Genomic DNA, 23,213 nt, shown 5'->3' with positions numbered 1-23,213 from the left:
GGAATGGGATTACTTATGTCTAAATACGAAACGGTCATCGGCTTAGAGGTTCACGTAGAGCTTCATACCAACTCCAAAATCTTTTGCGGATGCTCCACTGAATTTGGAGCTCCGCCTAACACACATACCTGTCCTGTCTGCCTGGGTCACCCCGGCGTATTGCCAGTTCTTAACAAACAAGCGGTAGACTACGCTATGAAAGCAGCGATGGCGCTGAATTGCACCATTGGTGATGTTAGTAAATTCGACCGCAAGAACTATTTTTACCCTGATTCTCCGAAAGCCTATCAGATTTCGCAGTTCGATCAGCCTATCGGTTTGAACGGCTGGATTGACATTGAAGTTAATGGTGAGACCAAACGAATCGGCATTACTCGTCTTCATTTGGAAGAGGATGCAGGTAAGCTCACTCACGTTGATGGCGGTTTTGCGTCGCTTGTCGATTTTAACCGGGTGGGAACACCGCTCATCGAAATCGTATCTGAGCCAGACTTGCGCACGCCAGAGGAAGCTCGGGCTTATCTGGAGAAAATCCGTGCGATTATGCAATACTGCGATGTATCCGATGTCAAGATGGAAGAGGGATCGATGCGCTGTGACGCGAACATCAGTCTACGACCAGAAGGACAAGAGGAATTCGGCATTAGAGCAGAGCTTAAGAACATGAACTCCTTCCGCGGAGTACTGCGTGGACTGGAGTATGAACAATATCGTCAAGCTGAGATCCTGGATGATGGTGGAGTGGTTGTGCAAGAGACTCGCCGCTGGGATGAAGCGCAAGGAAAAACTTTATCTATGCGTGGGAAAGAAGAAGCGCACGATTATCGTTATTTCCCAGATCCAGATCTGATCGTGCTGCATATTGACGATGCCTGGAAAGAATCCATTCGTTCGACGATCCCGGAACTACCGGATGCAAGACGAGCTCGCTACAGTGAAGAACTGGGTCTTACAGCTTATGATGCTGGTGTGATCACTTCCTCAAAACCGTTAGCGGACTTTTTCGAAGGATGCCTTACTTATACGCAGGATGCCAAAGCTGTAGCTAACTGGATCATGGGTGAGTTGCTTGCTTATTTGAACAGTAATAACCTGGACTTGTCTCAGGTCAAAATTACGCCGCAAGGGCTCGGAGAAATGATCGGCCTCATTGCAGGCGGAACCATCAGCAACAAGATCGCTAAAACGGTATTTAAAGAAATGCTAGAGAGCGGTAAATTACCTGCTGTAATCGTTGAGGAAAAAGGTCTGGTACAAATCAGCGATGAAGGTGCCATTAAAGGAATTGTTGAAGCTGTCGTAGCTGCTAATCCGCAATCAGTGGAAGATTATAAAGCAGGTAAACAGAAAGCAATTGGTTTCCTCGTAGGACAAGTTATGAAAGAAAGTAAAGGTAAGGCAAATCCAGGTCTTGCGAATAAGCTTTTGCTCGAGGTATTGGGCAATTAAAACGATTATCGTCTTTAGTAGTCGATAACGTTGTTTATACTTGGGGTAATATACTTATGTAATAAGCTAAGGGCTTGTCGGCAACGGCAGGCCCTTAGCGGCATATAAGGGGACTAGTAGGGATGAATACAATTATTAAGCTAAACCTGCAGGATGATAGTACCGTTAATGAACTATGGAGCCTCCAGCATAAGGCCTACCGACTAGAAGCAGAGTTAATAGGGTTTCGTGAGATCCCACCGCTCATGGAGACGAGAGAGATGCTCAGCCACTCTAAAGAGGATTTTTACGGCTGCTTCGATGAAGAGGAAGATCTGATGGGTGCTATTGCAATAGAGGAAGAATCACCGGGCAAACTTACGATTACACGGATGATGGTGGGACCGGATTTTTTCCGTAGAGGTATAGCAAGCAGTCTTTTGGAATATGTGTTTGAACATTTCTCAGAAATGGAGCAATACATCGTATCTACGGGGAAACTAAACTTGCCTGCCGTTTCTTTGTATAGCAAGCATGGTTTTGTGCCTAATGGGTCGCAGGAAGTTGCTCCCGGCGTAGAATTGATTGATTTTTATCGGAGTGGTTCACTTTGAAGAATCATATACACAGACAAATGTTTACGAAAGGAGGAGCCGAGATATGACAAATGATTCTGCAATGCTCTCAGCGCAGGAAGAGCAGCGGGGTTCAGCCGATCTTGAGACTACGGAGAGTGAGATTCAGAAGAAGATAATCCCACCACGTCCAAAACGGCGCCGCCGCAAACGCAAATTTATCGCTGGACTATTGGCAGCTCTCATCCCAGGAACTGGGCACTTATACTTTGGGCTTCTCCGCAAAGGAATTACCTTTATCTTCTTGATACTATTGGATATCTCAGCTTTAATTTATTTCTCATCCATTGGAATGCAGATTAATGTTCCGTTGCTTATTTTACTTGCACTAATTATTCCGGCGATATATTTCTATAATGTGTATGATGTACTGCAATCAGCGGACAAGATTCTCCGTTACCCTGAAGATCAAGAGCTTGATGATCCTGTGGCAAAAATAACTACACCTCCTAAGCGTCGTAGTATCGTCAGTGAACCCGGCGTATCCTTTGGATTTCTACTTCTTTTAGGGGGATCGCTTCTCATTCTGTTTCGCCAAAAGCCAGCATGGCTGCAATTTTTTATTGAGCATTACTCCGAAGTGGCCGTGTCTGCAGTTCTATTATGTGGTGGTACATATATAGGAGCGAGAGAAATTGTCAGAGGAATCGTTTCGCGCAAAAAAAATGAGTCTCATAACCGGCGTGTAGGAAGATATACGGCATCGGTCTTGCTTATTGCTATTGCCATCCCGTTATTTCTAGATTGGAAAGATGGATCCGATTATATGCTTCTTCTCTTGAAGTGGTGGCCAGTCATTCCAGTGTTATGGGGGATTGAGTTTCTGTTCATGTATTTCTTCTCTGGTCGTTCAGGCTCTGTACAAAAGGGAACAAAAATCAGATTGGATTTACGCGGCCTTTTATCTGCTATATTGCTTGCTGCGAGTGTGTTTATTGTTGCCGAACAAGAACATTACTTATATCTGTGGAAAAATGTGAGTCTCAACCTTACAGCTGCTGCAGTCGACTATGGCGAGGCTAAGGGAAGCAAATTTCAGAAGGCTCCGCTAATTGTGCCAGTGGAGTTAAATACAGCCAAAATATCTGTTGATGGTATTAATGGGGATATTTTATTGCATCGTGCACCTGTAGATAATATTCAAATTACTACTACAGTCTGGGTAGATCAATTAGAGGGTCCGATGGCTGAAGCTATTTCGGAGCAGTCCTTTGTGGATGTTGTTGAAGGACCAACTATAAAAATCACTTCAAACAGTAAGGCCTATGGAGAATCCGGCAAACGTCAGCCGCGAATGGATCTAGACATTACCTTGCCGGAAGACCGCCGGTTTAACCTCGATGTTCGTACTATGAATGGTGGGATCACCTTGCAGAACATAGAAGCGATCGAAGATATTTCGCTGGAAACGGGGAATGGAGAACTTATTCTTCATCGTATCTTTGGTAATGTGAAGGGGAAAACACTAAATGGAGCTGTACGTGCAAGATCCGTCCAGGGCAGTGTTGAATTATCGACAAGCGGTGGCAACATGAATGCTTGGAACGTTACAGGGGCCTTGAAATTATCAACGGCAGTTGGCAATATCGGTGCAATCGGAAATGAAGCCGAGATCGATATTTCCAGTAAGAATGGTAATTTAGAGATTGATGGAGCCAGAGCGAAGCTGCATGCAGAATCCTTAAATGGCATCATTGATGTTCGTTCACATGAAGTAGGAGGAGACTGGGACATTTATAGCGCGGTTGGCGATATCCAGTTGTATTTACCGCTATTAGGGAACTATAAGTTGAATGGCTCTAGTGGATATGGCGATATAATTTCAGATTTACCTAGCCTAACCATTGATAAGAAGAAGATATCTGGTGAAGTGGGCACAGGTGAGTTCAAGGTTCAGGTGGAGGGAAACAGCAACTTAAATATGAGTGGATATTGAAAAAAGTAATTTTTCTTATATAATAATGAATATAATGTATCGACTTCGTTGACAAGATTGGAAACCCAGTCTTACAATTATAAGAAAAATTTCTTTTATTTTTAAATTTAAAAGGCGGTGACAGTCATGGGGAGTGGCGTACAACATGCATTGGAACAATTAAAAACAACAGGTGTCCGTATTACGCCCCAGCGTCATGCGATTCTTACGTATTTGATGGAAGCAATGAATCATCCTACAGCTGACGATATATATCGGGCATTAGAGCCTAAATTTCCGAGCATGAGCGTGGCAACCGTATATAATAATCTCAAGATGTTTATGGAAGCTGGCATGGTTCGTGAGTTGACCTATGGGGATAGCTCCAGCCGTTTTGATGCCAATGTGTCTGATCATTATCATGTTATATGTCAGCAATGCGGTAAGATTGAGGATTTCAGTTATCCTTCACTTAGGGATGTAGAGCTGCATGCTGAGCAAGCTACAGGCTTTAAGATTACAGGTTTGCGTATGGAGCTGCATGGAATTTGCAAAAGTTGTAGAGAGACGCAGCATTAAGGCTAAAACAGAACGGTATCAAGGCAATCTACCAAGTTATCACAATAAACGTGCGAAATCCGAAAGCGGAGGACTCACGTTTTTATTTTTTTAAAAATATAAGAACATATAAGTTTCACGCTATCCTTCTTGAATATAACAATTTGTAGGATAAATGACTATTTTCTACTGGTTATACGAAACCAAGTGGATGTTATAATCGTAATGTTAGACTCTATTAAAAATCATATTATTATCTGGAGGATATATTTTGGACAGAAGACTGGGACAGAGACGCGTCAAAAAGCGCGGAGGTTTTTTTTGGCGCTTGTTTGGACTTTTAATCATTGTAGCAGCAGCTTACTGGGTAGTATTTTATGTATTGCCAAATCGTCAGCATATAGATGTGGACTGGAAAGCTCAAGAGCATCCCATCTTTGTAAAAGGAGAGCATACAGGTTATTCAGCTAGTGGGACTGGGGATAGCATGTTGTTACCATTACCGTTATTGCAAGAGTATGTGGATCCGTCCATTCGTTATGAAGAAAAGACGAAATCGGTCATCTTATCAACGGATAGCGAACTTCTATACATGCAGGAGGATAAAACCGATGCCAGTCTGAACAATCGTCCGCTGCAGCTGCGGTTAGCACCTGAAGTAAAGGAGAAGGTAACCTACCTTCCTGAGGATGTGTTAGAGGACCTGTACGGGTTTGAAATTCAAGAGGATACCAATACTGGCGCAGTACTATTGATGATGGCAGGAGAGACTGTCTCGCTAGGAAAAGTAAAAGGTGAAAAAGGAGACAAGTCAGTAGCTCTACGAAATGAAGCGTCCATTCACGCACCTATAGTTGCGGATATGTCTCCTGGGGCAGTCGTGAATATTTGGAATGAGGAAAATAAGGACTGGCTGTTTGTACAATTAAGCAGCGGGTACGCAGGCTATGCCAAGGCAAGTGACATTGTTCGAGATGGTGAAAAGACAGTGGAGCCGAAGAAATCCACGCCATCACGCGCTGAACGGAACTGGAAAGGGAAGTCAGTGAATTTGTATTGGGAAGCTGTTTACCAACGCAAACCAAATCCAGAAACCTTCGGTGAGCTAACAGGCGTTAACGTGGCTAGCCCAACCTGGTTTAGTATTATAGATGGTGATGGCAATGTGCGCAGTCAGGCCGACAGTGCGTATGTTCAGTGGGCGCATGAGCGCGGGATAGAGGTATGGGGATTGCTTAGCAATAGCTTCGATCCTGACATGACTACTGAGGCATTGTCCAGCTATGAGAAACGGATGAACGCAATCGTACAGATCTTAGAGTATTCGGATTTATACAATCTGGACGGAATTAATATCGACTTTGAAAATGTGTATACGAAAGACGGAGAGAATGTCACTCAATTTATGCGAGAGCTAAAACCGATGGCTCAGGCGAAGAATCTAATCGTCTCCATAGACGTGACTCCTAAATCCAATAGTGAGATGTGGTCTGCGTTCCTTGATCGTAAGGCTCTTGGGACACTAGTCGATTATCTAATAGTGATGGCATATGATGAACATTGGGCGGCTAGCCCTATCGCGGGCTCTGTTGCCTCCTTACCTTGGGTGGAGAATTCAATAAGCCGGATCATAGAGGAAGACAATGTGCCGCCTGAGAAGGTGATTTTGGGGATCCCATTGTACACCCGCATCTGGACTGAGGCTCAAGTAGATGGCAAGACAAAGGTAAGCTCTAAATCGGTTAGTATGAATGCCGTAGAAAAGATTATCAAAGAGAAAAAGCTAACTCCGACATTTGATAAGGATGCTGGGCAGAATTACGTAGAATACAAGGAAGATGGCGCTCTTAAGAAAATATGGATAGAAGATAAGGTGAGCTTAAAATCAAGAGTTGAGCTTGCTAAGTCCATGGGTCTTGGAGGCATCGGATCATGGAATCGCAGCTTTAGCAATCCATCAGCATGGGAAGCACTACAAGAAATTCATAAGTAATCATAATTTCATTTATAACAAACAAAGAGGCTCCCATATCGGGGGCCTCTTTGTTGTATTAGCAATTATTTGAGTGCATTTTAACTAGTTAGTAAAGAGCCTCTGTAAAATGTGTTTAGTGGTTTAGTTGCTGATGCTCAAGCTGATCTGCAGTAATAGTGGCCTCAGCTGGATCCATAGTAAGAATGGTATGGCAGAACATACAGCGGTCTGTTTTGCCGAGCATCTTGGTCAGCTTGTGACACTCTGGGCACTCTAGTTGAACTGCACTTGTTGACAGCATGCCAGCCCAGAAATAGATTGCAAGACTTGCCATCATGGAAATTAAACCGATTACAAGTCCGATTCCTGCGAAGACTTTCCCAGTCGATCCCCAGAATACGATGCCTGCTGTACCCAAAACCATAAGTCCCATTCCGAGCATTGTGAGCAGTAATCCCCATGTGCGAAAAGCGTTGATCTTGGCCGTTTTAAACTTCATGAGTGTTTGCTCCTAACTAAATATAGTTGGGTTGTCCAGAAGGAACTGTCTTTCATATGTAGAATAATAATTATAACTGAATTATAACTGACTGGACGCAAATTCGCCAAATTTAATGGAGGGAAGCATGGAATTGTCCAATGTAACTTTGTTGAGTGGAGAAACGTTTGAAGAGAATGTTTTGGGAGCTGTCGCTTTACGGCAGAAAGGGAATACTCCATTTCAAAGCGCGCTACTTCAGGATTTTGATATGGTTGTGTTAGTTTTGCATGAGGAACAGGATTTAGAACATATTGTTCGCCACACCATTGCCGGTGACACACGGACCCAGTCAGTCCATATTGGCCTTTCCGCTTTGGAGCGGGCTGTCATGGCGGGAGATAATAACGAGCTCCTTACTAGTTTGATGATTGGGGAAGTGATCTGGGATCCCAAAGGAATACTAGGGGATATGCGCCGGGAGATTTTGCAGTTTGAAGGGCCACTTAAGGAACGAGTGGAGTTTATGGAGTTTGCGCGATTCTTGCATTTGTATGTGAAATCTAAGCGGTATATAGAAGCTGGCTGTATTATGGATGCTTATAACTGTGTATTGATGGCTCTATATCATTGGGCAAGAATAGAAGTCAGTGAAGCGGGCACCTTTCCAGAGCCAGCTGTTTGGGAGCAGGTTAAAAGTATGAACACTTCGGTCCATAAACTATATGAAGAACTAACAATCAGCACGGAGACCTTAGAGCAAAGAGTTGAGCTTGTTCTTCTAGCCTGTGAATTTGGAATTATGTCCAAAATGACCGATTGTTGTGCTTTGCTCTTTAATATTTTGAGTAGCCGTAAAGAAGCGTGGAGTATAAAAGAATTACTTCAGCATTCTGGCCTATGCCAATTAGAGGCTGAGTTACCCCTGGTATTACGAAAGCTTGTTTCTCGTTCGTTAATTCGTGAGATTACTTTATGGGGCGAGGGATACGGGGGAGAGGGTCATGCGATCCGATATACCTTATAGAGAAGAATTAGATGCAGGATTTGCCGGTAATCTATAGATAAAGTAAGTAGGGATAGGGAGAGGCTGAGCACTCTCTTTTTTGTTTGTTTACTATTATGATGCGCTCTTATTTATTCAAATAAATTAATGGTTGACTCTTTCATTGTTCATGTGTTAAATTATAACTCGTCCCTCTGACACAGAGATGTGCTTTCGAAAACATTCGAAAGACAACCGAAAAAAGAAATTAAAAAAAGGTTGACTAAAACGAGGACGCTGTGATATATTATAAAGGTCGCTGCTGAACAACACAACGACGAAATAAACAGCTTGATCTTTGAAAACTGAACAACGAGTGAGTAGGAAATCACGAGAGTGAAATCCAAAATTAGAGAATTAATTTTCTCGTCAGATGTTTCAAAATGAGCATATCGCTCTTTTCAATACTAATTGGAGAGTTTGATCCTGGCTCAGGACGAACGCTGGCGGCGTGCCTAATACATGCAAGTCGAGCGGAGTTACTTTGAAAGCTTGCTTTCAAAGTAACTTAGCGGCGGACGGGTGAGTAACACGTAGGCAACCTGCCCCTTAGACTGGGATAACTACCGGAAACGGTAGCTAATACCGGATAATTTCTTTTTCTCCTGAAGGAAGAATGAAAGATGGAGCAATCTGTCACTGAGGGATGAGCCTGCGGCGCATTAGCTAGTTGGTGGGGTAACGGCCCACCAAGGCGACGATGCGTAGCCGACCTGAGAGGGTGAACGGCCACACTGGGACTGAGACACGGCCCAGACTCCTACGGGAGGCAGCAGTAGGGAATCTTCCGCAATGGACGAAAGTCTGACGGAGCAACGCCGCGTGAGTGATGAAGGTTTTCGGATCGTAAAGCTCTGTTGCCAGGGAAGAACGTCCGGTAGAGTAACTGCTATCGGAGTGACGGTACCTGAGAAGAAAGCCCCGGCTAACTACGTGCCAGCAGCCGCGGTAATACGTAGGGGGCAAGCGTTGTCCGGAATTATTGGGCGTAAAGCGCGCGCAGGCGGTCATTTAAGTCTGGTGTTTAAACCTTGGGCTCAACCTAAGGTCGCACTGGAAACTGGGTGACTTGAGTACAGAAGAGGAAAGTGGAATTCCACGTGTAGCGGTGAAATGCGTAGATATGTGGAGGAACACCAGTGGCGAAGGCGACTTTCTGGGCTGTAACTGACGCTGAGGCGCGAAAGCGTGGGGAGCAAACAGGATTAGATACCCTGGTAGTCCACGCCGTAAACGATGAGTGCTAGGTGTTAGGGTTTCGATACCCTTGGTGCCGAAGTTAACACAGTAAGCACTCCGCCTGGGGAGTACGGTCGCAAGACTGAAACTCAAAGGAATTGACGGGGACCCGCACAAGCAGTGGAGTATGTGGTTTAATTCGAAGCAACGCGAAGAACCTTACCAGGTCTTGACATCCCTCTGAATCTGCTAGAGATAGCAGCGGCCTTCGGGACAGAGGAGACAGGTGGTGCATGGTTGTCGTCAGCTCGTGTCGTGAGATGTTGGGTTAAGTCCCGCAACGAGCGCAACCCTTAACTTTAGTTGCCAGCAAGTCATGTTGGGCACTCTAGAGTGACTGCCGGTGACAAACCGGAGGAAGGTGGGGATGACGTCAAATCATCATGCCCCTTATGACCTGGGCTACACACGTACTACAATGGCCGGTACAACGGGAAGCGAAGCCGCGAGGTGAAGCCAATCCCATCAAAGCCGGTCTCAGTTCGGATTGCAGGCTGCAACTCGCCTGCATGAAGTCGGAATTGCTAGTAATCGCGGATCAGCATGCCGCGGTGAATACGTTCCCGGGTCTTGTACACACCGCCCGTCACACCACGAGAGTTTACAACACCCGAAGTCGGTGGGGTAACCCGCAAGGGAGCCAGCCGCCGAAGGTGGGGTAGATGATTGGGGTGAAGTCGTAACAAGGTAGCCGTATCGGAAGGTGCGGCTGGATCACCTCCTTTCTATGGAGAATCGTTTCCTGCAATGGAAACATTCAAATCGGAAGTTAAACTTCCAAATCTCAGGTTTAGGCCTGTTACTCACTCGTTGCTCAGTTTTGAGAGTTTAAGCTCTCAAGTAAGACTTGATCCTTGAAAACTGGATACCGAAACGAATTTGCGTTTTAGAACATCTTTTAGCAACTTGTGTAAACAAGTAAATGTTATTAGTGAGATTTTTCTTTGGGAAAAATCAAGGTTAAGCTAATAAGAGCACACGGAGGATGCCTAGGCGCCAGGAGCCGACGAAGGACGTGGCGAACAACGAAACTGCCTCGGGGAGCTGTAAGCAAGCTTTGATCCGGGGGTGTCCGAATGGGGAAACCCAGCTGTGGTAATTCGCAGTTACTCATTTCTGAATACATAGGAAATGTAGAGGCAGACCAGGGGAACTGAAACATCTAAGTACCCTGAGGAAGAGAAAACAATAGTGATTCCGTCAGTAGCGGCGAGCGAACGCGGAACAGCCTAAACCTAAGAGCTTGCTCTTAGGGGTTGTGGGACGTCTCACATGGAGTTACAAAGGAATATGGTAGGCGAAGAGGTCTGGAAAGGCCCGCGATAGAGGTAAAAGCCCTGTAGCCTAAACTGTGTTCTCTCCGAGACGGATCCCGAGTAGTGCGGGGCACGTGAAACCCCGTATGAATCAGCAGCAGGACCATCTGCTAAGGCTAAATACTACCTGGCGACCGATAGTGAAACAGTACCGTGAGGGAAAGGTGAAAAGCACCCCGGAAGGGGAGTGAAATAGAACCTGAAACCGTGTGCTTACAAAAAGTCAGAGCCCTATTCATGGGTGATGGCGTGCCTTTGTAGAATGAACCGGCGAGTTACGTTTAACATGCAAGGTTAAGCCGAGAAGGTGGAGCCGCAGCGAAAGCGAGTCTGAATAGGGCGATTTAGTATGTGGACGTAGACCCGAAACCGTGTGATCTACCCCTGTCCAGGGTGAAGGTGCGGTAACACGCACTGGAGGCCCGAACCCACGTACGTTGAAAAGTGCGGGGATGAGGTGGGGGTAGCGGAGAAATTCCAATCGAACTCGGAGATAGCTGGTTCTCCCCGAAATAGCTTTAGGGCTAGCCTCGGTATAAGAGTAGTGGAGGTAGAGCACTGATTGGGTGCGGGGTCCGCAAGGATTACCAAGCTCAGTCAAACTCCGAATGCCATATACTTATTGCCGGGAGTCAGACAGTGAGTGCTAAGATCCATTGTCAAAAGGGAAACAGCCCAGACCATCAGCTAAGGTCCCCAAGTGTGTGTTAAGTGGGAAAGGATGTGGAGTTGCACAGACAACCAGGATGTTGGCTTAGAAGCAGCCACCATTGAAAGAGTGCGTAATAGCTCACTGGTCGAGTGACTCTGCGCCGAAAATGTAACGGGGCTAAACACACCACCGAAGCTATGGCTAGATACGTATGTATCTGGGGTAGGGGAGCGTTGTATGTGGGTTGAAGGTGTACCGTAAGGAGCGCTGGACAGCATACAAGTGAGAATGCCGGTATGAGTAACGAAAAGATCAGTGAGAATCTGATCCGCCGAAAGCCCAAGGTTTCCTGAGGAAGGCTCGTCCGCTCAGGGTAAGTCGGGACCTAAGGCGAGGCCGAAAGGCGTAGTCGAAGGACAACAGTTTGAAATTACTGTACCACCGTAATCCGCTATGAGCGATGGGGTGACGCAGGAGGGTAGTGACGCGGACTGATGGATATGTCCGTCTAAGCAGTGAGGCTGATGTGTAGGCAAATCCGCACATCATTAAGGCTGGGCTGTGATGGGGAGCGAAAATTGTAGTAGCGAAGGTCATGATCTCACACTGCCAAGAAAAGCCTCTAGCCAGGAGAAGGTGCCCGTACCGCAAACCGACACAGGTAGGCGAGAAGAGAATTCTAAGGCGCGCGGAAGAACTCTCGTTAAGGAACTCGGCAAAATGACCCCGTAACTTCGGGAGAAGGGGTGCCCCGGTAGTGTGAATAGCACGAGGGGGCCGCAGTGAAAAGGCCCAAGCGACTGTTTAGCAAAAACACAGGTCTGTGCGAAGCCGCAAGGCGAAGTATACGGGCTGACGCCTGCCCGGTGCTGGAAGGTTAAGGGGAGTGGTTAGGGGTAACCCGAAGCTATGAACCGAAGCCCCAGTAAACGGCGGCCGTAACTATAACGGTCCTAAGGTAGCGAAATTCCTTGTCAGGTAAATTCTGACCCGCACGAATGGCGTAACGACTTGGGCGCTGTCTCAACGAGAGATCCGGTGAAATTTTAATACCTGTGAAGATGCAGGTTACCCGCGACAAGACGGAAAGACCCCATGGAGCTTTACTGCAGCTTGATATTGAATTTGGGTACGATCTGTACAGGATAGGTGGGAGCCGTAGAAATCGGAGCGCAAGCTTCGGTGGAGGCGCCGTTGGGATACCACCCTGATCGTATCTAGGTTCTAACCTAGTACCCTTATCGGGTACGGGGACCGTGTCAGGCGGGCAGTTTGACTGGGGCGGTCGCCTCCTAAAGAGTAACGGAGGCGTTCCAAGGTTCCCTCAGAATGGTTGGAAATCATTCGAAGAGTGCAAAGGCATAAGGGAGCTTGACTGCGAGACCTACAAGTCGAGCAGGGACGAAAGTCGGACTTAGTGATCCGGTGGTACCGCATGGAAGGGCCATCGCTCAACGGATAAAAGCTACCCTGGGGATAACAGGCTTATCTCCCCAAGAGTCCACATCGACGGGGAGGTTTGGCACCTCGATGTCGGCTCATCGCATCCTGGGGCTGAAGTAGGTCCCAAGGGTTGGGCTGTTCGCCCATTAAAGCGGTACGCGAGCTGGGTTCAGAACGTCGTGAGACAGTTCGGTCCCTATCTGTCGTGGGCGCAGGAAATTTGAGAGGAGCTGTCCTTAGTACGAGAGGACCGGGATGGACGTACCGCTGGTGCACCAGTTGTTTCGCCAGAAGCATGGCTGGGTAGCTACGTACGGACGGGATAAGCGCTGAAAGCATCTAAGCGTGAAGCCCCCTCAAGATGAGATTTCCCAATTAGTAAGACCCCTTGAAGACGACGAGGTAGATAGGTTGGAGGTGGAAGTGCAGTAATGCATGGAGCTGACCAATACTAATCGGTCGAGGGCTTATCCTATACTTAAAACGCAAATTCAACTCGGATTCAGTTTTCAGGCGATCAAGCCTGGTATGAATATTCCCTGATAGCTCAGTTGGTAGAGCACTCGACTGTTAATCGAGTTGTCACAGGTTCGAGTCCTGTTCGGGGAGCCATATGGAGAGGTGTCCGAGTTTGGCCGAAGGAGCACGATTGGAAATCGTGTAGGCGCCACAAGCGTCTCGAGGGTTCGAATCCCCTCTCTCCGCCACAAATTTTACTTAGTATGGCCCGTTGGTCAAGGGGTTAAGACACCTCCCTTTCACGGAGGTAACATGGGTTCGAATCCCATACGGGTCACCAAATTTTCACTTGATTTTACATAGTGTAGTTTGGTACAATAACAATTGTTGTTTATGGAGGCTTAGCTCAGCTGGGAGAGCATCTGCCTTACAAGCAGAGGGTCGGGGGTTCGATCCCTCAGCCTCCACCATAAATATTTAAGAACGACGCGGGGTGGAGCAGCCCGGTAGCTCGTCGGGCTCATAACCCGAAGGCCGCAGGTTCAAATCCTGCCCCCGCAACCAATTTTCATTAAGCAATTGTATCTTTTGGAACCGTGGTGTAGTTGGCCTAACATGCCTGCCTGTCACGCAGGAGATCGCGAGTTCGAATCTCGTCGGTTCCGCCATTTTTACCTTGGCTCGATAGCTCAGTCGGTAGAGCAGAGGACTGAAAATCCTCGTGTCGGCGGTTCGAATCCGTCTCGAGCCACCATGATTTCCACAATAGAATGAGTGCCATGCCGGTGTAGCTCAATTGGTAGAGCAACTGACTTGTAATCAGTAGGTTGGGGGTTCAAGTCCTCTCGCCGGCACCATCCTTGGAGGATTAGCGAAGTGGCCAAACGCATCAGACTGTAAATCTGCTCACGTAAGTGTTCGGTGGTTCGAATCCATCATCCTCCACCAGTTTTTAGGGGCATAGTTTAAAGGTAGAACAACGGTCTCCAAAACCGTTGGTGTGGGTTCAATTCCTGCTGCCCCTGCCAAATTCTTTCTAAAGTTTAATATGGCGATCGTGGCGAAGGGGTTAACGCACCGGATTGTGGTTCCGGCATTCGTGGGTTCGAGACCCATCGGTCGCCCCATTTACTTTAACAAAGAAGAATGGCAACAAAATTCAGTTTAATATGGCGACTGTGGCGAAGGGGTTAACGCACCGGATTGTGGTTCCGGCATTCGTGGGTTCGAGACCCATCAGTCGCCCCATTTTACTTTAAAATGTTATTGGGGATTAGCCAAGCGGTAAGGCAACGGACTTTGACTCCGTCATGCATAGGTTCAAATCCTATATCCCCAGCCATTTTATGCGGACGTGGCTCAGCGGTAGAGCATCGCCTTGCCAAGGCGAGGGTCGCGGGTTCGATTCCCGTCGTCCGCTCCAAATTTTTCATATGGCGCCATAGCCAAGTGGTAAGGCAAAGCTCTGCAAAAGCTTTATCCCCAGTTCAAATCTGGGTGGCGCCTCCATTAATTTCATATGTGCCGGCGTGGCGGAATGGCAGACGCGCTCGACTCAAAATCGAGAGGGAAACCGTGGAGGTTCGAGTCCTCTCGCCGGTATATCAAAAGGTTTGTAAAGTCGCTTGTATAAGCAACTTTACAAACCTTTTTTGTCTTTGAGCTTTTATTCTTAAGCCGTTGAATTAGAGGCGTCTCTAATCAACGGCCTTTTGTGTGGAGTGTTGTTTTATTGACTGCTTAATCGGAATGCCCGCGGCGTGAGACCAACTTCACGTTTAAACATATTGCAGAATTGGGCGTCATTCACAAACCCAGCGGCAGCGGATACTTCAGAGATATGCATTTGGGTATGCTGCAAGAGAGATTTTGCATAATCCAGACGTTTCAATAGTAGATAGCGCAGAGGTGAAGAACCGAATCGCTCTTTAAATAAATGGCGGAAACGATCATAGCTGTATCCAGACATCTCAGAGAGTGTTGCGACTGATAGCTTATGGCGGTAATGCTCATTCATATAGTTTAGAACATATTGTACTCTGTCTTCCGTTGGAGACTGAAAACCAGAGGCGCTAAGAAGCCGTATCAGATGAACAGTGATTTCGCTCATTTGCAGATTCAATAGTTCGGAGAATCCATCTTGCTTGCGTGTAAATTCTGCTTTCATCCGAAGCAAGATTTGTAGAACAGTATGGTCTTTATCATCTTCATAGACGCCTTGCAAATTCTCCATATTTGGGTGATTTGAATGGAAGCCTACAAATAGTATAGTAGCATCCTCGCGATGGTTCTCGTCATGTTTATGATTGGGTGGTATTAGCGCGAATGAAGAAGAACGAAAATGATAACTTCGCGACCCCACATTAGTAGTGCCCGATCCATTTAAGTAATAGACCAGTTCATAGCATTCATGCTGATGCGGTGGAATATAGGTATTAACCTCATGTGCTGCATTTACAATATATAGAACACGATCCATGATGACCCTCCAATAATTACGTTTTAGCCGAATCGTACAAAAATATGACCGAAATCATATAATTATTTTCATTAATATTTGATATGATCGTATCAACAAATCCGAAAATTAGCAACCTGACTGGCCATCTCGTTCGGAAATTAGTCGGATAATTTATAAAAATGATAATTTTCTCTCTATTTTTGAGTCTATTCGTTAAAATCATTAAATTGTTGACAATGTAACTTGCAACATGAGAGTTTCCATCTAAATCGTGAAATATACAACGGACTAAGAAGGAGAGCCTCTCAAATTACTAACCAACTATAAATAGGGGGAATAGAAAATGAAAAAGAAAGTTCTTTCTTTGTTGTTACTAGTAGTAATGGTAATGGTCACAGCCTGTGGAAATAATACGTCGAGTAATGGATCTTCCGCGAATGCAGGATCTAATGCAGTCGAAGGTGGAGAAACAGGTTCAGGGGATAAACTCAAAGTTGTACTTCTGATTCCAGGAACACTTGGAGATAAATCATTCTTTGACTCTGCAAATAGCGGTTTGCAAAAGGTTAAGGATGAACTGGGTGCAGAAACAAAGGTTGTAGAAATGGGTGTCGATAAAACGAAATGGGAGCCTACGTTTAACGATATCGCCGCTGAGAACTGGGATGTTATTATTTCTGGCGGATCGGAAATTACAGAGATGTTTAATGCAACGGCTGAATTATATCCAGACAAAAATTCATTAACTATGATACCGATATAGATGAAGCACCAGAGAATATGTACAACATGTCTTATGCAACAAATGAAGTATCTTTTCTGGCAGGTGCTGTAGCAGCGCTAGCAACACAATCAGATATGCCTAATGCTAATCCTGAGAATGTGATCGGTTTTGTAGGCGGTATGGACATTCCAGGGATTAATGCTTTCTTGGTTGGTTACATTCAGGGTGCTCAATATGTTGATCCTGAAGTGAAGGTCGCTTTTTCTTATGCTGGTGATTTCGTTAACCCGGCTAAAGGCAAGGAGCTTTCGCTGATTCAATATAACTCCGGTGTGGATGTTATTTTTAACGTTGCTGGGGGTACAGGTCTTGGGATCTTTGATGCAGCTAAGGAGAAGAAGAAATATGCTATCGGCGTAGACTCCGATCAGGCAATGTTGCTTAACGAGACAGATAGCGAAAAAGCAAACTTGATCGTTACTTCTTCTATTAAAAAGATTGATAGTGCTATTCTGGGTGCCGTGAAGAAATTACAAGAGGGCACGCTTGAAATGGGCAAACGTGATGTGTTGAGCTTTGTAGATGATGGCGTGGGCATTGCAGAGAATGAGATCTATAAAAATGTCTTCCCGGCCGATCTTCAGGCTAAAGTTGAAGAAGTGAAGCAGAAGCTGATCAATAAAGAAATTACAGTAGATAACGCGATGGGAATGGAAACCTCAGAAGTAGAAGCCATTCGTAACGCAGTTAAGCCTTAAGTTTAGCTATAAAGTGATAAACCTACAGTTGGAGCTTCTTCTATCCGAAGAATTCCAGCTGTATATTTTTGCAGACCTCCAAGTGGAAAGGCGTTGAGACCGATGAACAAAGCTCTGCTGGAAATGCGGGGAATTACCAAGGTGTATCCCAATGGCGTCGTTGCAAATAAAGATGTGCATTTTTCTTTACGTGAGGGAGAAATTCATGCGATTGCGGGTGAGAACGGCGCTGGTAAATCAACTTTAATGAAGATCATGTTCGGCATGGAAGAGCCTAGTGAAGGTGAAATCTTTATCAAGGGTGAAAAAGTGAAGCTGCAATCTGTTCAGGATGCCATTGATAGAGGAATTGGCATGGTTCACCAGCATTTTATGCTGGTCCCTTCTTTACGGTAGCAGAGAACATGGTGCTGGGCATGGAGCCTCGTAAGGGCGTTGGCATCAATTATGCAGAAGCTGTACGCATGACCGAAGAGACTGCGAAGAAATACAATCTGGCAGTGGATCCAAAAGCAAAAGTGGAGGATCTCACGGTTGGTATGAAGCAAAAGGTTGAAATTCTGAAGGCGCTGCTGCGTGGTGCAAAAATCCTCGTTCTGGATGAGCCGACCGCAGTGTTGACCCCACAGGAAACAGAGGAATTGTTCCGGGAGCTTAAGCAGTTAAGAGAGCAGGGTCATACGATTGTTTTTATTTCACACAAGTTGAAAGAAGTTAAAGCGATCTGCGACAGAATTACGATCATGCGTAGTGGACGTAGTGAAGGTGTCTTCCAAACGAAGGATGTCACGGAGCAAGAAATCTCACGCCTTATGGTGGGCAGAGACGTCGTGTTGAAATACGACAAGGAGGTTCTGTCTATTGGTGAGCCGGTACTCACTGTGCAGGGCCTAGGTGTAAATGATGCACACGGCAAAGCGTTACTAACAGATATCAACTTTGCGGTACGCGGGGACAAATTATCGGGATTGCTGGCGTAGAAGGGAATGGGCAGACACAGCTCATTGAGGCTCTTACGGGGAGTTTAAGAGGAGTTTCAAGTCAGGGCTCTGTGCTAGTGAAGGGAAAGGATATTCGTGAATCGGATATTTTGGATATTCGTAAGCTAGGCGTTTCCTATATCCCAGAGGATCGGATGCATCAAGGGATAGCCAGTGATGCGAGCATAGCGGATAATCTGCTGTCCACTCAGTATCGTACAAAAGCTATGAATAAAGGACCCTTTTTAAATGGATCACGAATTGCCAAGCTTGCAGTATCACTTGTAGAAGAATTTAAAGTCCGCTGTTCGGGACCTTCTCAGCCAATAGGTATGTTATCAGGTGGTAACATGCAGAAGGTTGTCGTAGCTAGAGAGTGTTCTACAGAACCGCAACTGCTTATTGCAGAGCAGCCGACACGGGGCGTGGATATAGGCGCGGCGCAGTTCATACATCAAAAGCTGTTAGAGCTACGCTCAGACGATTGCGCTATTTTGCTAGTGTCAGCAGACTTAAATGAGATCTTAGAGATCAGCGATAGTCTACTAGTGATGTATGAAGGAAAGATTGTTGCCTTTTTCGAGGAGCCTTCCAAGGTTAGTGAAGAAGAATTAGGGCTTTATATGCTAGGGATTCATCGACAGGACGAGGAGCAAATCAGGAGGGCCGTAAATCATGTTTAAAGTAAAATATTTTGAATACATTCGAACATCGGCAGTAATCGTAATTGCACTCGCTATTGCTTTTCTGATCATCTCATTGGTCAGCAATCAGCCGGTGAAGACGATTGGGATATTCCTATTTGAGCCGCTATCCAGTAAAGGTCATATCGGTAATGTGATTGAGATGGCCATTCCGCTCATGTTCACTGGGCTAGCAGTTTCCTTGTTGTTCCGAGCAAATATGTTCAACTTAGGAGCTGAAGGGATTTTTTATTTCTCCGGTGTTGTAACTTCCGTGTTGGCTATTCATTTAACGCTGGACGGGTGGCTTCATCCGATCGTAGCTATTGCTGCGGGTTCTATTGTAGGGGCGTTGCTCTCGGCAATACCCGGGATCCTCAAAGCCAAATGGAATGCTAATGAGCTGGTTACATCCTTGATGTTCAATAATATTTTGTTTGGAGTAGGTTTATATCTACTGAACTATCATTTACGTGATGCAAAAGCTTTCGCCAATGTATCCTACAAATTCGAGAAAACGGCACTGCTGAGTAAGATGGTACCTGGCACCCGCATTCATACCGGACTTATTATCGTTATCGTACTTATTATTGCAGCGCATCTATTCCTATACAAGACTAAATGGGGATACGAGCTGCGCATGACAGGTATCAACCGGAACTTTGCACGTTATTCAGGCATGAAGACAGCGAAGGTTGTTATACTGGTTCACTTGATTGCTGGTTTTATCGCGGGGATGGGCGGTTCTGTAGAAGTACTAGGGATGTATAACCGATTCCAATGGACTTCGTTACCTGGTTATGGCTTAGATGGTGCCCTTGTAGCGATGTTAGCCAAAAATAATCCGCTATCCGTAATCGGTGCTGCATTGTTCCTTGCGTATATCCGGATCGGAGCCGATATGATGGCACGTTTATCTGATGTACCTTCAGAGATGATTTCTATCATACAGGCGATTATCATTCTTCTAATTTCGGCTGAGCAATTCCTGAAGTTCTGGAAAAATCGGATGCTCTTGAAGGAGGCGAAGGAAGCGTGAACAGCTTGTTTGATGTAATTTTTACGACTGACTTTGCCTTCTCCGTCCTTCGAGTGACGACACCGATTCTATTCGCCGCACTGGGAGCGCTAATCTCTAATAGGGCTGGTATCATCAACATCGGTATGGAGGGCATCATGCTTGTCGCGGCGTTAGCTGGTGTCATTGTAAGCAGCTACACGCATAGCGCGTGGGTAGGTTTACTTGGGGCCGTGATGTCCGGAACACTGATCGCTGGAATATTAGCTTTTTCACACTGAAATTTAAAACACATATCATTCTGGGCGGCGTAGCTATTAATATGTTCGCTTCGGGAGGAACCGTGTTTATTCTTTATCTACTAAGTGGAGACAAGGGATCTTCTACTTCTCTGGCGAGTAAAGTGCTACCTAGTGTAGAGATTCCTTTGCTGAAGGATATTCCCGTGCTAGGGCCTATTTTATCGGGGCATCACATTTTGACGTATGTATCTATCATTGCTGTGTTTGTTGTCTACTATCTCTTAAACCGTACACCGCTTGGCCTGCGCATTCGTTCAGTGGGTGAAAATCCACATGCGGCTCAATCTGTGGGTGTAAGTGTTGTGAAAATACAGTATATGGCTTTGCTGCTTAGTGGATTTTTCGCTGGTTTGGGTGGGGCTTATATGTCGATGGGTTACCTGTCACTGTTCACTCGCGATATGATCGCAGGTCGGGGCTGGATTGCGATTGCCGCAGAGTCTATGGGTAGAAGTACGACAGTGGGTACGGCGCTGACCTCTCTATTATTTGGTACGGCAGACGCCTTGTCGAATGCGCTACAAGTCCTGAAGATTCCAGCAGAACTGATCGGGACGCTTCCTTATGTAGCAACGGTAATTGGACTAGTGATCTATGCCGTATCTGAGACACGGAAGAAGAACAAAAAGCTTAAGAGCCCACTAGTGAAATAGCGATAGGAGTAACGAGGATCTATACAACTAAGGAGTGAATGACTATGCGAACACCTATTATTATTGACTGCGACCCAGGGCATGATGACGCAATCGCTATCCTGCTTGCAATAGCAAATTCGGAGAAGCTGGATCTGCGCGGGATTACAACGGTTGGTGGAAACCAGATCCTCGATAAAATCACAGAAAACGCACTTAAAGTGATCAGCTTTGTGAATGCTGATATTCCTGTAGCCAAAGGGGCTGCGGGTCCGCTGTTCGGCAAGCTTGTTACAGGGGAAGAGGCACATGGTGAATCTGGCATGGACGGTCCGCTATTGCCACCAAGTAAATTCCGGCCTGTAGAAGAAGGCGCTGTAGAATTTATGCTAAATATTATCCGTTCTTCGGAGGAGAAGATTACGCTCGTACCGATGGCTCCTTTAACAAATATCGCCCTGCTAATCACTGCTTATCCAGAGATTAAGGAAAGAATTGAAAAGATTTCACTGATGGGCGGAGGAATTTCTTATGGAAATGTAACCTCTACTGCGGAGTTTAACATCTATGTAGATCCAGAAGCCGCTCGTATCGTGTTTGAATCGGGTATTCCGATCACGATGAGTGGTCTGGATGTGACCGATAAGGCAGCGATTTTCGAAGATGAGATCGTAGCATTGAAAGAGCGTGGGCCAGTGTCCACTATGGTCGGAGAGCTGCTAGATTTCTATTCGATTTACGGAAAGAAAATGGGCTATGTCGGTAGTGCACTGCATGATCCATGCGCAGTAGCTTGGCTCTTGCACCCAGAACTGTTTGAATCCGAGCATCTGTATGTAACGGTGGAGACAGAAGGCAAGCTAACACGTGGAATGACGGTTGCAGACAAAAGAAAGAAAACAGATCGTCCAGCAAATGTAGAAGTTCTGGTGGGAGTAGACCGGGAAGCATTTATGAAGTTGATTTTTGATTCACTGGAAAAGCTAGATCAAGAGCTGTTTGCGGCTGAAGGGAACTAACCTATGGCAGGATGGGAGAGACTTCAGGAGACGGTTCAGTTTGAATTGGTTCAGCGTGGAGAAGAAGGCTGCAAGATTGACGGCTTCGCGGAAAAACTAGCCGCTGCAGGTGCCGATGAGATCAAGCTGGTGCAAGTATACAACGAGTTGATGGAACTCACGATTGCCGAGGACTTTCCTTATGAAGAGCCATCTTCACTGGAGGAGATTCGTCGTCTTCGTCCAGAAGGTCCACGCAAGCTTGAGACTGACTGGAGCAAAGCAGAATGGAGAGATAAGTTCTACGGAGCTTGGCTAGGTAGAAGTGTCGGTTGCGCACTTGGAAAACCACTGGAGTATTGGGACTACCTCTACGGTAAAGATGGACGTCCGGGCTGGGAGAATATTGAGCTGTGGTTCCGTGGTGCCGATGCATGGCCCATTACTGGCTATACGCCTGGGCATTCGCGGGCAGAGGCAGAATATGGCCTTGGCTTAAGTGATTGGACGTATGCGAGTACCAGCGAGACTATAAAGTTTATGGAGAGCGATGATGATATTCGTTACACGGTTCTAGGCCTTATGTTGCTGGAGCAAAAGGGGCTGAACTGGGATTCTTGGGATATCGGGAAGCTCTGGCATAAACATCTGACATACGCTCAGGTATGTACGGCGGAAACACAGTCATATATGAATTTTGCACAGGAAACGTCTCATCTGCATGGTGAGAAGCCTGCGGATTGGCTGGCGCGGCAGGAAAGAGTGCGGATGCACTTAAATCCATACCGGGAGTGGATTGGTGCAGCTATACGCGCAGATGGACTGGCTTATGGTGCAGCAGGTCATCCTGAGCTTGCGGCGGAGTTAGGCTGGCGCGATGCTTCTTTTTCACATGTGAAGAACGGGATCTATGGCGAGATGTTTAATGCGGCGATGATTTCGGCAGCTTTTGCTGAAAAGGATAACGAGCGTATTCTTGAGATTGGTCTTAGTGAGATCCCTAGTACTAGTCGTCTGGCAAGTGACGTTCTACGAGGTATAGATATTGCGCAGAAGGCCAAAAGTGAGCGGGAGTTGGTAAGTAAGATTTGGGATACATTCAGCCACTATGATGCGGTGCACACCAATAATAATGCTGCTCTTGTAGCTGCTTCGCTGGTCTATGGCGGGAATGATTTTGAAAAAGCGGTCGTTACTTCCGTATACGGAGGAATGGACACAGACTGTAACGGTGCTACTGTCGGCTCTATCATGGGAGCGAAGCTTGGAGCAAGTGTGCTGCCGGCTTCGTGGGTTGAACCACTCCATGATACGCTATATGCGGATCTGCCTGGGTTCCATCCGATAGCGATTTCGGAATGCGCCGAGCGCAGCTATCAGGTGTTCTTGAAGATTCGCAAGGAGCTTGACGGAAAGTCTTAGATCAGGGAATACGAAAAGAATTATAGGATGTCTTAAGCTATCGAGCTTAGACATCCTTTTTTCGTGGCTATCTAGTTCCTGAAATAGATGTA

Annotated in this window: 14 protein-coding genes, 16 tRNA genes, 2 rRNA genes and 2 pseudogenes; 32 read left to right on the top strand and 2 right to left on the bottom strand. The window is 46.2% G+C overall.

What is annotated here, in order from left to right:
* Positions 1-3 precede the first annotated feature (3 nt).
* From gatB to QNH28_RS25580, 5 genes are all read left to right on the top strand, one after another.
* Complete coding sequence (gatB, locus tag QNH28_RS25600) at positions 4-1,449, top strand: Asp-tRNA(Asn)/Glu-tRNA(Gln) amidotransferase subunit GatB (protein WP_481858340.1); 1,446 nt, start codon at positions 4-6, stop codon at positions 1,447-1,449.
* A 122-nt stretch (positions 1,450-1,571) separates the two neighbouring features.
* On the top strand, positions 1,572-2,042 hold the full coding sequence (locus tag QNH28_RS25595) for a GNAT family N-acetyltransferase (protein ID WP_283909062.1): 471 nt from the start codon (positions 1,572-1,574) through the stop codon (positions 2,040-2,042).
* A gap of 46 nt (positions 2,043-2,088) precedes the next feature.
* Positions 2,089-3,999, top strand: a complete 1,911-nt coding sequence (locus QNH28_RS25590) for a DUF4097 family beta strand repeat-containing protein (RefSeq protein ID WP_283909061.1) — start codon at positions 2,089-2,091, stop codon at positions 3,997-3,999.
* Between the two features lie 126 nt (positions 4,000-4,125).
* Positions 4,126-4,557 (top strand): Fur family transcriptional regulator, encoded by a 432-nt coding sequence (locus tag QNH28_RS25585; RefSeq protein ID WP_283909060.1) that lies wholly within the window; start codon positions 4,126-4,128, stop codon positions 4,555-4,557.
* 250 nt (positions 4,558-4,807) lie between these two features.
* Positions 4,808-6,529 carry a glycosyl hydrolase family 18 protein gene (locus QNH28_RS25580; protein WP_283909059.1) on the top strand — a complete coding sequence of 574 codons (1,722 nt, stop codon included), beginning with the start codon at positions 4,808-4,810 and terminating at the stop codon, positions 6,527-6,529.
* Between the two features lie 115 nt (positions 6,530-6,644).
* Here the strand turns inward: QNH28_RS25580 and QNH28_RS25575 are convergent, their stop codons facing one another.
* Positions 6,645-7,010, bottom strand: a complete 366-nt coding sequence (locus tag QNH28_RS25575; protein WP_042191795.1) for a DUF2614 family zinc ribbon-containing protein — start codon at positions 7,008-7,010, stop codon at positions 6,645-6,647.
* 127 nt (positions 7,011-7,137) lie between these two features.
* Between QNH28_RS25575 and QNH28_RS25570 the strand changes: the two genes are divergently transcribed.
* The 19 genes from QNH28_RS25570 to QNH28_RS25480 all read left to right on the top strand — a co-directional run bounded on the left by QNH28_RS25570 (position 7,138) and on the right by QNH28_RS25480 (position 14,745).
* A complete protein-coding gene (locus QNH28_RS25570; RefSeq protein ID WP_283909058.1) occupies positions 7,138-8,016 on the top strand; it encodes a nucleotidyltransferase-like protein in 879 nt (292 codons plus the stop codon).
* Between the two features lie 426 nt (positions 8,017-8,442).
* Positions 8,443-9,998, top strand: a 16S ribosomal RNA gene (locus QNH28_RS25565).
* 233 nt (positions 9,999-10,231) lie between these two features.
* Positions 10,232-13,159, top strand: a 23S ribosomal RNA gene (locus QNH28_RS25560).
* Together the 16S and 23S rRNA genes with 16 tRNA genes alongside form the textbook arrangement of a ribosomal RNA operon.
* Before the next feature lie 61 nt (positions 13,160-13,220).
* Positions 13,221-13,296 (top strand) — tRNA-Asn (locus tag QNH28_RS25555).
* A 3-nt stretch (positions 13,297-13,299) separates the two neighbouring features.
* Positions 13,300-13,391, top strand: a tRNA-Ser gene (locus QNH28_RS25550).
* Positions 13,392-13,408: 17 nt separating this feature from the next.
* Positions 13,409-13,483, top strand: a tRNA-Glu gene (locus QNH28_RS25545).
* Between the two features lie 55 nt (positions 13,484-13,538).
* Positions 13,539-13,613, top strand: a tRNA-Val gene (locus QNH28_RS25540).
* 17 nt (positions 13,614-13,630) lie between these two features.
* Positions 13,631-13,707: transfer RNA gene (locus tag QNH28_RS25535), tRNA-Met, on the top strand.
* A 26-nt stretch (positions 13,708-13,733) separates the two neighbouring features.
* A tRNA-Asp gene (locus tag QNH28_RS25530) sits at positions 13,734-13,811 on the top strand.
* Between the two features lie 10 nt (positions 13,812-13,821).
* Positions 13,822-13,897 (top strand) — tRNA-Phe (locus QNH28_RS25525).
* Between the two features lie 27 nt (positions 13,898-13,924).
* A tRNA-Thr gene (locus tag QNH28_RS25520) sits at positions 13,925-14,000 on the top strand.
* A gap of 5 nt (positions 14,001-14,005) precedes the next feature.
* Positions 14,006-14,091 (top strand) — tRNA-Tyr (locus QNH28_RS25515).
* A gap of 6 nt (positions 14,092-14,097) precedes the next feature.
* Positions 14,098-14,171: transfer RNA gene (locus QNH28_RS25510), tRNA-Trp, on the top strand.
* Between the two features lie 23 nt (positions 14,172-14,194).
* A tRNA-His gene (locus tag QNH28_RS25505) sits at positions 14,195-14,270 on the top strand.
* A 45-nt stretch (positions 14,271-14,315) separates the two neighbouring features.
* Positions 14,316-14,391: transfer RNA gene (locus tag QNH28_RS25500), tRNA-His, on the top strand.
* Between the two features lie 19 nt (positions 14,392-14,410).
* Positions 14,411-14,485: transfer RNA gene (locus QNH28_RS25495), tRNA-Gln, on the top strand.
* Between the two features lie 6 nt (positions 14,486-14,491).
* Positions 14,492-14,566 (top strand) — tRNA-Gly (locus tag QNH28_RS25490).
* 12 nt (positions 14,567-14,578) lie between these two features.
* Positions 14,579-14,652: transfer RNA gene (locus tag QNH28_RS25485), tRNA-Cys, on the top strand.
* A gap of 14 nt (positions 14,653-14,666) precedes the next feature.
* Positions 14,667-14,745: transfer RNA gene (locus tag QNH28_RS25480), tRNA-Leu, on the top strand.
* A gap of 127 nt (positions 14,746-14,872) precedes the next feature.
* Here QNH28_RS25480 and QNH28_RS25475 read toward each other — a convergent pair.
* On the bottom strand, positions 14,873-15,622 hold the full coding sequence (locus QNH28_RS25475; protein WP_283909057.1) for an AraC family transcriptional regulator: 750 nt from the start codon (positions 15,620-15,622) through the stop codon (positions 14,873-14,875).
* Positions 15,623-15,947: 325 nt separating this feature from the next.
* On the opposite strand from QNH28_RS25475, the pseudogene QNH28_RS29790 reads away from it, so the two are divergent.
* The 8 genes and pseudogenes from QNH28_RS29790 to QNH28_RS25430 all read left to right on the top strand — a co-directional run bounded on the left by QNH28_RS29790 (position 15,948) and on the right by QNH28_RS25430 (position 23,121).
* Positions 15,948-17,086: pseudogene (locus tag QNH28_RS29790) on the top strand (BMP family ABC transporter substrate-binding protein).
* A gap of 102 nt (positions 17,087-17,188) precedes the next feature.
* Positions 17,189-18,066 (top strand): annotated as a pseudogene (locus tag QNH28_RS29680) (ABC transporter ATP-binding protein).
* Positions 18,045-18,749, top strand: coding sequence for an ATP-binding cassette domain-containing protein (locus tag QNH28_RS25455; RefSeq protein ID WP_349655076.1), 705 nt, complete (start codon positions 18,045-18,047; stop codon positions 18,747-18,749). Before QNH28_RS29680 ends, QNH28_RS25455 begins: the two are co-directional and overlap by 22 nt.
* A complete protein-coding gene (locus QNH28_RS25450; protein WP_283909054.1) occupies positions 18,742-19,788 on the top strand; it encodes an ABC transporter permease in 1,047 nt (348 codons plus the stop codon). The genes QNH28_RS25455 and QNH28_RS25450 overlap by 8 nt, the downstream gene beginning before the upstream one ends.
* Positions 19,785-20,048, top strand: a complete 264-nt coding sequence (locus QNH28_RS25445; RefSeq protein ID WP_283909053.1) for a hypothetical protein — start codon at positions 19,785-19,787, stop codon at positions 20,046-20,048. The genes QNH28_RS25450 and QNH28_RS25445 overlap by 4 nt, the downstream gene beginning before the upstream one ends.
* A gap of 41 nt (positions 20,049-20,089) precedes the next feature.
* On the top strand, positions 20,090-20,722 hold the full coding sequence (locus QNH28_RS25440; protein WP_349655018.1) for an ABC transporter permease: 633 nt from the start codon (positions 20,090-20,092) through the stop codon (positions 20,720-20,722).
* 44 nt (positions 20,723-20,766) lie between these two features.
* Positions 20,767-21,720 (top strand): nucleoside hydrolase, encoded by a 954-nt coding sequence (locus QNH28_RS25435; RefSeq protein ID WP_283909051.1) that lies wholly within the window; start codon positions 20,767-20,769, stop codon positions 21,718-21,720.
* A 3-nt stretch (positions 21,721-21,723) separates the two neighbouring features.
* Positions 21,724-23,121: an ADP-ribosylglycohydrolase family protein gene (locus QNH28_RS25430; protein ID WP_283909050.1), complete on the top strand. Its 1,398-nt coding sequence runs from the start codon at positions 21,724-21,726 to the stop codon at positions 23,119-23,121.
* Positions 23,122-23,213: the final 92 nt, after the last annotated feature.

The organism is Paenibacillus sp. G2S3, assembly GCF_030123105.1.
Lineage (GTDB): Bacteria > Bacillota > Bacilli > Paenibacillales > Paenibacillaceae > Paenibacillus_AQ.
Note: the sequence above shows the minus strand (reverse complement) of the source record. Positions and strands in the feature narration are given on the sequence as shown.

Coding starts and splice junctions, on each gene's coding strand:
- gatB (WP_481858340.1), top strand. CDS start 4: ATGGGATTACTTATGTCTAAATACGAAACGGTCATCGGCTTAGAGGTT.
- QNH28_RS25595 (WP_283909062.1), top strand. CDS start 1,572: ATGAATACAATTATTAAGCTAAACCTGCAGGATGATAGTACCGTTAAT.
- QNH28_RS25590 (WP_283909061.1), top strand. CDS start 2,089: ATGACAAATGATTCTGCAATGCTCTCAGCGCAGGAAGAGCAGCGGGGT.
- QNH28_RS25585 (WP_283909060.1), top strand. CDS start 4,126: ATGGGGAGTGGCGTACAACATGCATTGGAACAATTAAAAACAACAGGT.
- QNH28_RS25575 (WP_042191795.1), bottom strand. CDS start 7,010: ATGAAGTTTAAAACGGCCAAGATCAACGCTTTTCGCACATGGGGATTA.
- QNH28_RS25570 (WP_283909058.1), top strand. CDS start 7,138: ATGGAATTGTCCAATGTAACTTTGTTGAGTGGAGAAACGTTTGAAGAG.
- QNH28_RS25475 (WP_283909057.1), bottom strand. CDS start 15,622: ATGGATCGTGTTCTATATATTGTAAATGCAGCACATGAGGTTAATACC.
- QNH28_RS25450 (WP_283909054.1), top strand. CDS start 18,742: ATGTTTAAAGTAAAATATTTTGAATACATTCGAACATCGGCAGTAATC.
- QNH28_RS25440 (WP_349655018.1), top strand. CDS start 20,090: ATGTTCGCTTCGGGAGGAACCGTGTTTATTCTTTATCTACTAAGTGGA.
- QNH28_RS25435 (WP_283909051.1), top strand. CDS start 20,767: ATGCGAACACCTATTATTATTGACTGCGACCCAGGGCATGATGACGCA.
- QNH28_RS25430 (WP_283909050.1), top strand. CDS start 21,724: ATGGCAGGATGGGAGAGACTTCAGGAGACGGTTCAGTTTGAATTGGTT.